Source organism: Rhizobium sp. A37_96 (assembly GCF_053521765.1).
The window spans coordinates 307,320-320,616 of record NZ_JBNWDS010000003.1; the positions used below are offsets into that span (position 1 = coordinate 307,320).

13 protein-coding genes are annotated in these 13,297 nt (G+C 60.9%); 8 read left to right on the forward strand and 5 right to left on the reverse strand.

What is annotated here, in order from left to right; genetic code table 11:
* Positions 1 to 288 precede the first annotated feature (288 nt).
* The 5 genes from ACQZ6J_RS13190 to ACQZ6J_RS13210 all read right to left on the reverse strand — a co-directional run bounded on the left by ACQZ6J_RS13190 (position 289) and on the right by ACQZ6J_RS13210 (position 5,774).
* Positions 289 to 1,035 carry an ATP-binding cassette domain-containing protein gene (locus tag ACQZ6J_RS13190; RefSeq protein ID WP_047634459.1) on the reverse strand — a complete coding sequence of 249 codons (747 nt, stop codon included), beginning with the start codon at positions 1,033 to 1,035 and terminating at the stop codon, positions 289 to 291.
* Positions 1,028 to 2,092, reverse strand: a complete 1,065-nt coding sequence (locus ACQZ6J_RS13195) for an ABC transporter permease subunit (RefSeq protein ID WP_449084375.1) — start codon at positions 2,090 to 2,092, stop codon at positions 1,028 to 1,030. Before ACQZ6J_RS13195 ends, ACQZ6J_RS13190 begins: the two co-directional genes overlap by 8 nt.
* Before the next feature lie 109 nt (positions 2,093 to 2,201).
* Positions 2,202 to 3,191, reverse strand: coding sequence for a substrate-binding domain-containing protein (locus ACQZ6J_RS13200; RefSeq protein ID WP_163985275.1), 990 nt, complete (start codon positions 3,189 to 3,191; stop codon positions 2,202 to 2,204).
* A gap of 227 nt (positions 3,192 to 3,418) precedes the next feature.
* Positions 3,419 to 4,831: an ROK family protein gene (locus tag ACQZ6J_RS13205; protein WP_449084376.1), complete on the reverse strand. Its 1,413-nt coding sequence runs from the start codon at positions 4,829 to 4,831 to the stop codon at positions 3,419 to 3,421.
* Complete coding sequence (locus tag ACQZ6J_RS13210) at positions 4,824 to 5,774, reverse strand: tagatose-bisphosphate aldolase (RefSeq protein ID WP_449084377.1); 951 nt, start codon at positions 5,772 to 5,774, stop codon at positions 4,824 to 4,826. The genes ACQZ6J_RS13205 and ACQZ6J_RS13210 overlap by 8 nt, the downstream gene beginning before the upstream one ends.
* Before the next feature lie 229 nt (positions 5,775 to 6,003).
* Between ACQZ6J_RS13210 and ACQZ6J_RS13215 the strand changes: the two genes are divergently transcribed.
* The 8 genes from ACQZ6J_RS13215 to ACQZ6J_RS13250 all read left to right on the forward strand — a co-directional run bounded on the left by ACQZ6J_RS13215 (position 6,004) and on the right by ACQZ6J_RS13250 (position 13,231).
* Positions 6,004 to 6,924, forward strand: a complete 921-nt coding sequence (locus ACQZ6J_RS13215; RefSeq protein ID WP_449084378.1) for a sugar-binding transcriptional regulator — start codon at positions 6,004 to 6,006, stop codon at positions 6,922 to 6,924.
* Entirely contained in the window at positions 6,924 to 7,586 is a 663-nt protein-coding gene (locus ACQZ6J_RS13220) for an HAD-IA family hydrolase (protein ID WP_449084379.1), read from the forward strand. Before ACQZ6J_RS13215 ends, ACQZ6J_RS13220 begins: the two co-directional genes overlap by 1 nt.
* A gap of 229 nt (positions 7,587 to 7,815) precedes the next feature.
* The gene (locus tag ACQZ6J_RS13225) at positions 7,816 to 8,649 is read left to right on the forward strand and encodes a sugar phosphate isomerase/epimerase family protein (protein ID WP_449084380.1); all 834 of its coding nucleotides are present in this window, start codon (positions 7,816 to 7,818) and stop codon (positions 8,647 to 8,649) included.
* 50 nt (positions 8,650 to 8,699) lie between these two features.
* Positions 8,700 to 8,870: a hypothetical protein gene (locus ACQZ6J_RS13230; RefSeq protein ID WP_449084381.1), complete on the forward strand. Its 171-nt coding sequence runs from the start codon at positions 8,700 to 8,702 to the stop codon at positions 8,868 to 8,870.
* A 123-nt stretch (positions 8,871 to 8,993) separates the two neighbouring features.
* The gene (locus tag ACQZ6J_RS13235; protein WP_449084382.1) at positions 8,994 to 9,569 is read left to right on the forward strand and encodes an RBBP9/YdeN family alpha/beta hydrolase; all 576 of its coding nucleotides are present in this window, start codon (positions 8,994 to 8,996) and stop codon (positions 9,567 to 9,569) included.
* A gap of 181 nt (positions 9,570 to 9,750) precedes the next feature.
* Positions 9,751 to 10,659, forward strand: coding sequence for a TIGR03571 family LLM class oxidoreductase (locus ACQZ6J_RS13240; protein ID WP_449084383.1), 909 nt, complete (start codon positions 9,751 to 9,753; stop codon positions 10,657 to 10,659).
* A 109-nt stretch (positions 10,660 to 10,768) separates the two neighbouring features.
* Entirely contained in the window at positions 10,769 to 12,073 is a 1,305-nt protein-coding gene (locus ACQZ6J_RS13245) for a hemolysin family protein (protein ID WP_449084384.1), read from the forward strand.
* 156 nt (positions 12,074 to 12,229) lie between these two features.
* The gene (locus ACQZ6J_RS13250) at positions 12,230 to 13,231 is read left to right on the forward strand and encodes an IS30 family transposase (protein WP_449084385.1); all 1,002 of its coding nucleotides are present in this window, start codon (positions 12,230 to 12,232) and stop codon (positions 13,229 to 13,231) included.
* Positions 13,232 to 13,297 lie beyond the last annotated feature (66 nt).

Sequence of the window (13,297 nt, forward strand, 5' to 3'; positions counted from 1 at the left end):
TTCGCATGGCTTATCCAGTCCTGTCGCCTGTATATACAGGCACAGCGCGTGGGCAGTTGCAAGGCAATAATCGGAACCGCTTAAAATGAAGGCGGCTTCGCCATTGGCAACCCGGTCTACGGCCACCGGGCAGAGCGCTTCTTTCGGGATAGGCCATTGGTCCGAGTTTCAAGATACCGTGGATCAATGGATGAATCGGGCATCAAATCGGCCGCAAATAGCAAAGCGGCAATGACGTTTCATTGCCATTGCCGCTTCCTCTTTTCGAACTACATGCCGGCGTTCACGCTAGCCGCCGATCATGAGCCTGACGACTTCCTCGTGATTGGTGTCGGCGATGTTCCGCTCCCCGGCCACAATCCCGCGCCGCAGGACGACGATGCGATCGGAGACGGCAAAAATATCCTGCAGATTATGCGAGATGAAGATGACGCCACGCCCCTGCGCCTTCAGCGACTTGATCAGGGCGACGACCTTGCGCTGCTCCGGTACGCCGAGCGCAGCCGTCGGCTCGTCCATGACCAGGATGCGGGCATTCCAGTAGACCGCGCGGCCGATCGCGACTGCCTGGCGCTGGCCGCCGGAGAAATTGCTGACCGGGGCGTCGAGCCGCTTCACATGAAAGTCGAGCTCCGCCATCGTCTTGCGCGCCGCTTCCGCCATGGCCTTGCGATCCAGGACCGGCAGGAAGCCGAAGAGCTTCTTCATCGGCTCGCGACCGAGGAAGATGTTCGCACCGATCGGCAGGTTGTCGGCAAGCGCGAGGTCCTGGTAGATCGTCTCGATGCCCTTCTCGCGCGCATCCTGCGGTGACGAGAAGGTAACGGGTTTGCCTTCGATCAGGATTTCGCCGGCGGTCGGCGGATAGACGCCGGAGATCGCCTTGATCATCGTCGTCTTGCCGGCACCGTTATCGCCGGCAAGTGCCACGACTTCGCCGGGCCTGACGACCATGGAGCAGTTGTCCAGGGCACGCACGGCGCCGAAATAACGCGAGAGATTGCGGACCTCGAGGAGGGGGGTGACACTATTCATCCTGCTTCGCTCCGCTGAACCTGCGCTGTGCCTGGTCGATGAGCACCGAAATGATGATGACGACGCCGACGGCGATGAACTGCCAGAACGGCTCCACATTCATGAAGACGAGGCCGTACTGGATGACGGCGATGACCAGAGCGCCGGCAATGGTGCCGATGATCGTACCGGAGCCGCCGAACAGGCTCGCGCCGCCGATGACGACGGCGGCGACGCTATCGAGCAGCAGCGGCTCGCCGGCCTGGGCCGCGCCGGCGGTGAAGCGCGCCGCGTAGAGCGCCCCGCCCAATCCCGCGCAGACGGCCGAAAGAATATAGAGCCGCAGCAGATGGGACTTGATGTCGATACCGGCGCGGCGCGCGGCCTGCGCATTGGCGCCGATGGCGTAGTTATGCTGGCCGAAACGGGTCTGGCTCAGCAGGTAATGCATGATCAGCACAAAGACGAGCGTGACGATGACGAGATAGGGCACGCCAAAGAAGCGCCCGTTGCCGAGTTCGGCAAAATAGGAATTCTTGACGGGCACCGTCGTGCCGCCGGCGAGCAGGAAGGCCGTGCCACGCGCAACGCCGAACATGCCGAGCGTGCCGATGAACGGCGGAACCTTGAGCCGGGAGATCAGAAGACCGTTTACGAAGCCGGGGACGGCGGCTGCCAGCATGGAGACGAGAATGCCGAACACCATTGCCAGCGGCAAAGGCATATAAAGGCCGGCGATATTGGCGACGTGCGCGGCGACGACGGCCGCAAGTCCCATGATGAAGCCGGTCGACAGATCGATGCCGCCGGAAATGATGACGAAAGTCTGCCCGATCGCCAGCAGCAGCGGCGCCACTGCGAAGACCGCGACGGACTGCCAATTGAAGCTGGAGCCGATGAAGGTGCCGCCGAAGTCGATCCGTGCCCAGATCTCGAACGTCACGATAAGCGCGGCAAGAAAGAGCCATGCGCGCAATTGCGCGATACGATTAAGGATAGTTTTTTCCTGGTCGCCGTGGTCTGCCTGAGGCGCCACATGCTGATCCGTCTTGCGAACGTCTGCATTGTCGATTGTCATGGACTGGTCCAAACTGGAGCGTTATCGGCACGAGATTGCGGCGCCGTTCGCTCTATCATCGTTGGATGATGTGCCTCGCCGAACCGGCGAGGCACAGGCTATCCCCGAGTTAATCGGAGTAGATGAACTTCGCGATGTTCTTGTCTGTCACGTTCGACTTGTCGATGACGGTGAAGCCGGTGCCGATCGCCGTCGGGATCGAATTCCCGGTCAGATGGGCATAGGCTGCCATCACGCCGAAATAGCCGATTTCAGCCGGGTGCTGTGCGATCGCCAGATCGACGAGGCCGGAGTTGATGTTGTCGATGATCGACGTCGGCGCATCGAAGGCGACGACGCGGATCTTGCCCGTCTGGCCGGCCTGCTGCACGCCGTTGGCGGCGCCGAGGGCGGAGAACAGGTTTGCCCCGAAGACGCCGTCGAGATCGGAGTTGCGGGCATAGACAGCCTGAAGCTGCGATGCCGCCTTGTTGGCGTCGTCGTCGTTGTACTGCGTCTCAAGAACGGTGATGTTCGGGTATTTCTTCATTTCCTCCTTGAAGCCCTGCTCGCGCTGGTCGGTGGTCGATACACCGGGCTTGACGTTGGAAACGTAGACCTTGCCCTTTTCGCCCACGGCCTTTGCCAGTGCGCGTGCGGCGATCGCACCGCCGAGCAGATTGTCGGAAGCGATATAGGCAAGCGGGAAATCGGCATCGCCGTTGCCCGTCTGGTAGACGCCGGTGCCTATGAAGGTATCGACGGTAATGATCGGGATGCCCGCGTCAGCGGCCTTCTTGAGCGGCTGGATCAACTGATCCTTGTCTGTCGGCGCAATGAGAATGAAATCGGGCTTCTTGGCGATCACCGCGTCAAGAACCGGAACCTGGGTCACCGGGTTGAAATCGGGCCCACCCTGGAATACGAGTTCGGCACCGACCGCCTTGGCTGCCGCTTCGGCACCCTTGCGCATGGTGATGTAGAAAGCATCGGTCGTCAGGCCCGGAATGAGGGCAATCGTAAATTTCTTGTCTGCAGCTTTAGTGCCACCGGCAACTGCCGCAACACCGGTAGCGAGCGATGCCACGGCTGTGGCCTTTAGAAATGAGCGGCGCTCCATAATTTTCCTCCTCTTGAAGCCGAACCTCCCCTGTCCGGCACAGCGATAATCAGTGGGTTGTTGCCACGCGTCAAGTAATTTTTTTCTGTAATGAATTTCCTTTAATTCATTGATATACTTAGATAATTCGAATATGTGCATACTGGTATGGTCCGTCGAGGACATAGCGTCGCACACGGGTTCCGAATTATTCCGCAATCATGCCATCGCTTGCGCGGCGACACACCTTATCCGCAGTCGAAGACCTGCGATACCCACGCCATGATGGCATCCATATCCGGCTCCAGGGTCCGGTCGACCGTCATTACGGGGCCACAACCCATGGGCTCGGCCCGATCGGCGAGCGCAATCAGCTCCGGCACGTATTCGGCGCCCGGGTGGCCGGGCAACCGATCCTTCAGCCGGCTGGTATAGCGCTCGCCGGCAACCGACCCCGGCACCTTGCACCACAGCTCGGCGACATGCTCGATCTTTGCCGCGCCGATATAGCTCTCGAGCTGTTCCCTCGGCTGGAAGCCGAACCAGGCATCGATGATGAAAGTCGAACCGGCGGGAGCTTCCGCGACGAAAGACCAGATCGCCTGGTAGCTCGCCTTGCCCAAGGTCCGGTTGAAGTCTCGATCGACAGGGCCGATGTGCTGCAGGAAGGGATTCTTGATGTCGTCGAGAGACAGGATCGGCCAACCGGTTCGCTGGGACAAAGCCTTCGCAAGCCGACTTTTGCCGGAGGCCGGCACGCCGTTCACCAGAACGACCCGCTTTCCCTGCCGCGGAAGGGCATCCCCGAAAACAGACAGGCCAGCGCCGATCACGCCGGCATCGTCGGCAAGCTTCGCCGGCAATATTGCCGGGCAAAACCATGGCGCTTCTGCCGGCAAGTCGGCAAGGGCACGCGCCGCATCGCAGCCGAGGCCGCCGCCGAGCAGGATGACTTCGGGATCCATCGTCGCGGCGATATTGTCGAGAGCCGTACGCAGCGGACCGGCCCATTGGCGCAATACACGGGTTGCCGCAGCGTTTCCCCCGGCCGCCATGTCGAAGACTTCGCGGATCGTCGCAACGGACAATCCGGCTTCGGCGATGTGCCGGCGCAAGGCGGTTCCGGAACTGAAGGTCTCGACGCAGCCGCGCCGGCCGCAAGGGCAGGGCGGACCGTCCTGTGATACGCAGATATGACCGAGCTGCCCCGCAGCCCTGTGGCCATGATAGATGCGACCCGCATGGGCGACGGCACCGCCAATGCCCGTTCCGATCGTCAGCATCGCAACATTCTGATAGCCCTTGGCGCCACCGATGCGCATCTCGGCGATCAGTGCCATGTTGCAATCATTTTCGATGACGACCTTCTTTCCGAGCGCGGTCTCCAGCCGCCGGACGAAATCGAGGCCCGCCAGATTGACGATACCGCCGGACAGGATCTCGCGCCTGGCGACATCGACCCGCCCCGGTATGCCGACGCCAATACCGGAAACCTCGGATGCGTCGAGTTCGCGCGCCATCGCGATGACGCGCTCCAATACCTGCAAGGGATCGCTCGGTGTGCGTTCCGACCGCTTGGCAAGAATTTCGCCGGCAGCGGAGACGAGGGCGGCGCGAATATTCGTGCCGCCGATATCGACGCCGATGGCGATGTCAGCCATTGGCGCGCTGCCTTCCGTCAGCGCCGTGCGAGCCTGCGCCTTTGAAGTGCGTCGTGATGACGGCCTGGATTTCACGAAGCCGTGGCACCGCGACCGATTCCAGCCGATCCCTGGTTACCGAGCGGTCGAGGGAGATGCAATCCTTCCAGAGGGAGCGGCCGGCAATGACCCCCGAAGCGCCGTTTCGCATGGCATCTTCGACCTGCGCCAGGAAGGTTTCATGGTCGACGCCAGCCGACAGCACCGCCCACGGCACGTCGCCGGCGGCGCCGGCAAGGCGCGTAACTTCGGCACAGGCGTCCGACGAGCCCGGATAGGGGATCTTCAAAACCTTCGAGCCGAGATCCAGGCAGATCCTGCTGCCGCCGACGATCAGCGACGGTAGCCTGGCCTTGTAATCGGCGTCATCCTCGTCATCGAACTTGTAGGTCAGGAACTCGACGACAAGCAGAAGATCCTCATGCGCGAAGTCTTCGATGCAGCGCTTCAGGATCTCGATATTGTGGACATTTGCCGCATCCCGGTCCGAGCGCAGGTAGACCATGATCTTGCCGCCGGTCGCACCCAGCTGGCGCACGCGGCGTGCGGAAATGCCGGGAACCAGCTTCGACAGGCGATAGCCCTCCGGCGATGTATCCCAGCCGGAAGCGTCGAGCCCGATCAGGAGCGCGGTATCGCGCTGAAGGACCCGATCGTCGACCAGGGCAGGCACGGCGCAGATCGGATCGACCAGAACGCAGGATGCCTTGCTGGCCAGGAACCGGGCGATATCGGCCTTCGTGTCCCCCAGCACCTTGTCGGAGATGGCCGCCTGTTCGGCCGGATCCTTGGCCAGGAGGCTGCGCATCCCGCCGCGCTGGTCGCAGGCAATTACCATCATGGCGCCGTCGCTGCCGCAAATCTGCTGGTAGCCGCGCATCTCCGCTGTCGTCAATTTCGTCATGTGATCTTTCCTCCAGCCGTCGCAAGACGGCACCGACGCAGCCATGCCTTCTCCACTCCCCGAAGAAGGCACTGCTCTTGAAATTGAGGGCTGCTGCGCGCTGTATAAACGTTGCGAAATCGGCTGTTTTGCGCCATAACTCCCTCAAGTGCAGTAGATGTAACACATTGCAGAAAGGAATTTCAACCTGAATTCGTCTCAATCGCAGGAGGCTGCGGCAAATCGCGCATTGCTGCATACCGTCGCCAAATTGCACTACCAGTCCGACATGTCGCAGGTGGATATTGCGAGGAAGCTGGGCCTATCGACTGCGACGGTTTCACGGTTGCTGCAGCGAGCGCGGGCGGTCGGGATCGTCCGGATCGAGGTGATCGATCTTTCGCCCGCCGAGGATCTGAGTGCCGCGTTGATCGACGGCCTGAAATTGCAAACGGCCGCGGTGATCGATACGCCGTCGTCCAACGTGCTGAGCGCACTGGCGGCACCCGTCGGCGCGCTTTTGCAGCAGGCGGGTATGCGCTCCGGCTCGACGCTGGGCATCGGTTGGGGGCGGGCGGTCCGCGAGGTGACCATGGCCGGCCTGCCGCAGTTTCCTGGCATCACGACCGTTGCGCTCAATGGCGGCATGCAACAGGCAGCCGCGCACTTCCAGATCAACGAATTCGTGCGGCAGGCGGCAGCCCAGATGGGCGGCGTGCCGCACTTCCTGCATGCCCCCTATATTTCCTCTACCGAACTCAGGGATGCGTTTCTGGGCGACCCCACGGTGCAGCAGGTCACCTCTCTCTGGGACAGGCTGGACGCGGCGATCGTCGGTGTCGGCTTGACGCATGCGGCGAACCCCTCGGAAGCGGCGCTGCCGGGCGAAAAGGCGCTGAGCCATGCGGCCGGCGACGTGCTGCGCCACTATGTGACCGAGGCCGGCGAAATCCTGCATTGGGACGGGGAGGAGGGCATGATTGCAGCCTCGCCCGAACAATTGCGCAAGGTGCCGCTCTGCATCGCCGTTGCAGCCACGCCCGGCAAGGCAAGCGGCATCATCGGCGCGGCGCGGTCGGGAATGATCAACGCCCTGGTGACCGACGCCAACACCGCGCAGGCCATTCTGGATCGCCTGTCATCCCATCAGAAAGCCGAGGATCGATCCTGATGCTCTTTGACAGCCGCTCCTTCGGCGCCTTCCTGTTCGACATGGATGGAACCGTCCTCAATTCGATTGCGGTCGCAGAACGAGTCTGGACCGCCTGGGCGGAACGGCGAGGCGTCGATGCGGTCAGCTTGCTGGCGACGGTTCACGGCCGCAAGGCGATCGAGACGATCACCCAGCTCGGCCTCGCGGGGATCGATCCCGCTGAAGAAGTCAGGATTCTCACGCAGGCCGAAATCGACGACGTTGCCGGCGTCGAACCGATCGCAGGCGCTATCGCCTTTCTGAAAAGCCTGCCGCCGGATCGATGGGCGATCGTCACCTCCGCCCCGCGGGAACTGGCCAAGGTTCGCCTTGAGGCGGCTGGCCTTCCCTGGCCGCCGGTTCTGATTGCCGGCGAGGACGTACAGAACGGCAAGCCGGCACCGGATTGCTTCATATTGGCTGCAAGGACATTGGCGCAACCTATTGAAGATTGCCTCGTTTTCGAAGACGCGCCGGCGGGAATAGAGGCAGCGGAAGCCGCGGGCGCTTCGGTGCTTGTCATCAGCGCGACCCATCGGGGGCCGCCGGCCACGCGGCATCCAAGTGTCGAAGATTATGATCGTCTTAGCCTGGGTATCGACGCGATCGGCACTCTTCGTCTGGCAAACAGGTTGACCTGAGCTGAGCTGCACTTGCCTGTCCTCAGTACGTCCTGCATCCGCAATCCGGATGCTATCGGCGATCTGGGGCCGGGAGTATCTTGATGAAAAACCATCACGCTGCGGGTTCCGGACAGCCGAATACATCGGCCTTGCAATGAAACGCGCCCGGGATCAAAACCCATCGCCGCGCCATCTGGCAAAGACATCGGATTCATGATCTGAGCAGCCTACCGGTACGGGAGGAACCATGCAGAACTTGCTCATATTCCAGTCGCTTTGGGCCATGGAGCGACGCAGCGCTCGCTATCCGGAGCTCTCTCTCGAGGAAAACATCGGAAAGATCGCCGCCGCCGGCTTCGATGGCATCAGCACGCCTTGGCACGATCGCAACATCGTCTCCCGCGTCGCGGGCCTGCTCAAGCAGCACGGACTTCAGGCGGAAGGCCAGTGCTTTCCCAAGAGCGTCGATGATCTGAAGCCAGTGCTGGAAATCGCCGCCGAACACAATGTCCATCACATCTGCCTCCAGCCGGACGTGCGGCTGCGGCGATTGGAGGATTGCATTCCCCTGCTGGAAGGCTGGCAGCGGCTGGCGGATGAGGCGGGCATCGACGTCTGGATCGAGACGCATCGCGACCGGATGACGACGGACCTGTTCTTCACGCTCGACCTGCTCGATCGCATGCCTGATCTGCGGCTGCTGGGCGACATCTCGCATTTCCTCGTCGGGCGGGAATTCGCCTGGCCGGTATCCGACGAAAATCATGCGCTTATTCATCGGATACTGGATAGTTGCTGGGCCTTCCACGGCCGCGTCGCCTCGCGCGAGCAGGTCCAGATCGAGATTTCCTTCCCGCATCACAGGCCTTGGGTCGACCTCTTCCTCGGCTGGTGGGACTACGGCTTCAAGAGCTGGCGGAAGCGCGCAGGCAAAGACGCCACACTCGCCTTTACCTGCGAGCTGGGGCCGAAACCCTATGCGATCACGGGAAGGGATGACGAAGACACCACCGACCGGTGGGAAGAATCCCTGCTTATGCGGCAGGAGATACGCGATTTGTGGGCGAAGTCCGTCAGTTAAGACATAAGACGAGATATCGGCGACACTATTTTGTTTTCAAACGGAAATATATGGATAGACGAGCGGCCGTAACCAGCAAGCCGCTTGCGCTGATGACGATTGAGCTTGAAAAGTCGAAGGCAGGCGACGTGCTGATCGAGGCGAGGGCGACCGTTCGATCTCCCTGTTCCGACGCAATTCCCGACGAAAAGCAGTCGCTCACGTTTCCCGAAGTTGCTTGAAAACTGTACCGATGGCTCGACCAAGACAGTTTGGCGTCGGCGATCCTGTCTGTATCTTTCGCGGCGCTCCGATGCCTGCAATCATGTCAACCGACATGAAAGACTGACCAAAGGGATTCGGCCTTGCTTTTCGATGGATTCGACGTTCTTACGCTCCCCGGTTGGCATAATTCCGGGCCGGATAATTGGCAGAGCCACTGGGAACGAGCATTCCCCACGATACAACGTGTCAGCCAGGATGATTGGGATCACCCCGACTATGTCAAGTGGGCAAGGAACCTGTCCGCGAGGGTGACGCAGAGCAACAGACCGATCATCATCATCGCCCATAGTCTCGGCACCTCGCTACTCACACGATGGGCGCAGGAGGGATCGACCGATGGGATCGCAGGTGCCTTCCTCGTTGCGCCGACCGATCGGGATACCGAGGCGGCCCTGGCCAATACGGCCATCACCGGATTCGCGCCCATGGCATTGAGGCCTCTGCCGTTTCCATCCATGGTGGTCGCCAGCAGTACCGACCCGCATGTCTCCATCGAACGGGCAAGGCAGTTCGCCGATGCGTGGGGTTCCGTCTTCGTCAATGCCGGCCCGCTGGGCCATATTGGCGCTGCTGAAAAACTGGAACTCTGGCCGCAAGGCCTCGTTCTTCTTGGCCAGTTCCTCTCGCTGCTTTCAGCGCCGGCGCATCGACCGTAAGCTGCATCCATCGCGCAATGCCGGGCGGTTCGCGAAAGCCAGCTAGTTTGCTAGTCGCCGTCAATCCGCAAGGCATATCGCTCCAGCCTCGATCCATGGCTAGATCTCCCGCAACGCGGCCCTTTTCTCGCAGGCGATCGTCCTTATCTTTCTGTCAGGGCAATAAGTTTCGGGACGCGGCGTGCTTTTCCATCCAGACCGACTTTCATTCGGCATAGTCCTGCCGGTACAGGCGAAGACCTCAACCGACATACGGTTCGATACCCAGCTCGATATGGCAGGCCACGCCGATAGGCTGGATTTCGATGCCCTGTGGGTAAGGGATGTCCCTCTCAACAGCGCAAGCTACCCCGACCCCGTCGGGCATGCCGACCCCTGGGTTTTCCTCGGCGCGTTGGCGGCGTCCACATCCAGGATCGCCCTGGCGACGGGCGCGATCGTGCTGCCTCTGCGGCATCCGCTCCACATCGCCAAGGCAGCCCTTTCGATGGCCTCCTTGTCGAAGGGGCGTTTCGTCCTTGGTCTCGGTTCGGGAGACAGGCCGACGGAGTACGAAATATTCGGAGCGGATATCGAGAACCGCAAGACGCTCTTTCAATTTCATTGGGAGCGCCTCGCCGCCGCGCTGCGGCAGAACCCGGAAGTCATTGACGAAGGTGGCCGCGTGCGCAGCGAATTCGCCATAAGACCCAGCCTGCAGCAAGGATCCATTCCGATGGTGGCCGTGGGTTCGTCGTCGCAATCTCTCGAGTGGATCGCCCGGCACGCGTCGGCTTGGATGACCTATTACCGCCCGCTGTCCATCCAGAAGGATCGCTTGGCGCTCTGGCGCAATGCTCGGACAAAAGTCACCACCGATTTCCGCGGATTCGGACAGTCCATGGTGTTGGAATTGCTCGACAATCCCGAGGCGGCGTATGAGGAGGCGAATCTCGGTGGCAGAAGCGGCAGGCGAGGGCTGATCGGAGCGCTCGCGGCGATGCGGGAAGCCGGCATTCACCATGTCGCCTTTAACCTCGCCGCCCAGGGCAGGCCGCCCGGCGAGGTGATGGAGGAGATCGCAGCGGATATCCTGCCGGCCATGCGTTAGCATCGGCGATTTGCCCGTAATGGTGGTGCCATGGAAATCATGTCTATTGGATGCTGGCATTTGCAGCATGCGCCACCTATCTTTCCGCTGAAACAAAAAAGGGCCGACTTTGCTTCTCGAAATTTCAATCGTTATCGTTCTCACCCTTCTTAACGGCGTACTGGCAATGTCGGAATTGGCGATCGTCTCATCCCGGCCCGCCCGCCTGAAAGTGCTTTCGGACCAAGGAAGCAGAGGTGCCGCGATGGCGATGAGGCTGGCCGAGGAACCCGGCCGCTTCCTCTCGACGGTGCAGATCGGCATTACGCTCGTCGGTGTTCTTTCCGGCGCTTTTTCCGGCGCCACACTTGGCGCTCGGCTGTCGGGCTGGCTTGCCGCGCAAGGGCTTTCGGTTGCCGCGGCCGACGCGATCGGCGTTGGCTCCGTCGTCGTCGCCATCACCTATCTCTCGCTGATCATCGGTGAATTGGTGCCGAAGCAGGTTGCGCTTCGCGCCCCTGAAGCCGTGGCCGCCAAGATCGCACCGGCCATGGTGTTTCTTTCGCGAGCGGCCGCGCCGCTCGTCTGGCTGCTGGATCTTTCGGGACGATTTGTCCTGCGCGCGCTCGGCCAATCCGGCAAGGCGGCAGACGGCGTCAGCGACGAGGAAATCAAAACCGTTCTCGCGGAGGCGCAGAGCGCCGGCGTGATCGCAACGGAAGAACAAGCCATGATATCAGGCGTCATGCGCCTGGCCGACCGGAATGCCAGAGGGCTTATGACGCCGCGTCGCGACGTGGAGGTCATCGATATCGAGGACAGTTTCGAAGAGGTTCGGGAGCAGATTCGCCGCACGGACAAGGCGCGGCTGCCGCTGCGCAAGGACAGCTCGGACGAAATCGTCGGCGTGCTGACGACCAGGGATTTCTTCGATGCGCTGGCATCCGGCGGCCGCGTCGATATTCAGACGCTGGCCAAGCAGGTGCCGATCGTTTCGGATCTTTCGAGCGCGCTTGATGTGGTCAAGGCGCTACGCCGCTCCTCCGCGCATATGGTGCTCGTCTATGACGAATACGGCCACTTCGAAGGCGTCGTCACCTCGGGCGATATTCTCGAAGCCGTCCTTGGCGCCGTGCAGGAAGAAGCGGATGCCAGCGGCGAACAGGCAATCGTCCGTCGCCACGACGGCAGCTACCTCGTGTCCGGCTGGATGCCGATAGACGAATTCGCCGATTTCATGAACCTCCAGATCGACGACGATCGTGACTACCAAACGGTTGCAGGCTTCGTCCTGCAGGAACTGCGCCATCTTCCGGATGTCGGCGAAAGCTTCACCAAGAACGGCTGGCGCTTCGAGGTCGTGGATCTCGACGGCCGCAGGATCGACAAACTGCTGGTGAGTTCGGACGAGAGTGCTCGCGAAGGAAGGCATTGATATTGCCAGAGATTTGAGGAGCGGTATCCCGGCATGTCATGGGCTTGCTATAGTTCCATAAGATAGATTATCTGATTTTTTCTTGTAGGGGGGTACATTCTATTTCCAAGTGCGACATGCCAGTAAATTCAATGGCTTCACTTTGGAGATTTTGGCATGTCGCTTTGCTATCAGCAGTTCACCCTCGCCAATCGTCGCCGTCTTTATCATCTCAGAGAGCGAAAGGTGCCAGTTGGCGAGATCGCCAGCCAGCTCGGACGTCATCGCTCAACGATCTATCGTGAGCTCAAGCGCAACACTTTCCACGATCGCGAGTTTCCCGAGTACACCGGCTACTTTGATACGATCGCCGATGACATCGCCAAGGAGCGGCGCCGAAGGCTGCGCAAGCTCAGGCGGCATCCAAGACTGCGCGAGCTGGTCATTGACCGCCTGAAGGCCTATTGGTCACCGGAACAGATTGCCGGTCGCCTTGCCGAAGACAGCGCAAACCCCGTTCGCATTTGCCCGGAGACCATCTATCGCTTTGTCTACTGCAAGGAGGATTATGGTCTGGGCCTCTATCGCTACCTGCCGGAGGCACGTCGCAAGCGTCGCCCTCGGGGCTCTCGCCGACCGCGCGGCAACGTCTTCCCGGCCGATTGCAGGATATCCCAAAGACCTGATTTTATTGGCAATCGGACCGAGTTCGGACATTGGGAAGGCGATCTGCTGATCTTCAAGCGGGAGCTTGGGCCGACCAATGTCACCTCACTGGTTGAACGCAAGAGCCGCTATACGGTCATGCTCAAGAACAACAGTCGTCATTCGCGACCGATCATGGATAAGATCGTTCATGCTTTCTCGCTGTTGCCAGCGTTGGCGCGGCAGAGCTTTACCTTCGATCGCGGCACGGAGTTCAGCGGCTTCAGGGCTTTTGAGGAAGGCATCGGCGCGAGGAGCTGGTTCTGCGATCCAAGCGCGCCATGGCAAAAAGGCGCCGTTGAGAACACCAACAAACGCATCCGACGCTTCATGCCTAGTGACACGGATCTTGCCAATGTCACCCAGCAACAGCTGACCGACTTGGCGTATCATCTAAACTCACAGCCTCGCAAATGCCTCGGATACCGGACCCCCGCCGAAGCCTTTGCTGCCTATTTGCGCGAAGGTGGCTGATGCCCTACCCTCCAAGGCGGCCATGATGCACTTGGGTTAGCTTCTCCAGGGCTATTTAGTAATGCG

What these genes read in the sequence shown, in the direction of transcription:
- ACQZ6J_RS13230 (WP_449084381.1), top strand. Translation starts at nt 8,700, where the DNA reads ATGGATAGACGAGCGGCCGTAACCAGCAAGCCGCTTGCGCTGATGACG.
- ACQZ6J_RS13225 (WP_449084380.1), top strand. Translation starts at nt 7,816, where the DNA reads ATGCAGAACTTGCTCATATTCCAGTCGCTTTGGGCCATGGAGCGACGC.
- ACQZ6J_RS13200 (WP_163985275.1), bottom strand. Translation starts at nt 3,191, where the DNA reads ATGGAGCGCCGCTCATTTCTAAAGGCCACAGCCGTGGCATCGCTCGCT.
- ACQZ6J_RS13220 (WP_449084379.1), top strand. Translation starts at nt 6,924, where the DNA reads ATGCTCTTTGACAGCCGCTCCTTCGGCGCCTTCCTGTTCGACATGGAT.
- ACQZ6J_RS13210 (WP_449084377.1), bottom strand. Translation starts at nt 5,774, where the DNA reads ATGACGAAATTGACGACAGCGGAGATGCGCGGCTACCAGCAGATTTGC.
- ACQZ6J_RS13195 (WP_449084375.1), bottom strand. Translation starts at nt 2,092, where the DNA reads ATGACAATCGACAATGCAGACGTTCGCAAGACGGATCAGCATGTGGCG.
- ACQZ6J_RS13190 (WP_047634459.1), bottom strand. Translation starts at nt 1,035, where the DNA reads ATGAATAGTGTCACCCCCCTCCTCGAGGTCCGCAATCTCTCGCGTTAT.
- ACQZ6J_RS13250 (WP_449084385.1), top strand. Translation starts at nt 12,230, where the DNA reads ATGTCGCTTTGCTATCAGCAGTTCACCCTCGCCAATCGTCGCCGTCTT.
- ACQZ6J_RS13205 (WP_449084376.1), bottom strand. Translation starts at nt 4,831, where the DNA reads ATGGCTGACATCGCCATCGGCGTCGATATCGGCGGCACGAATATTCGC.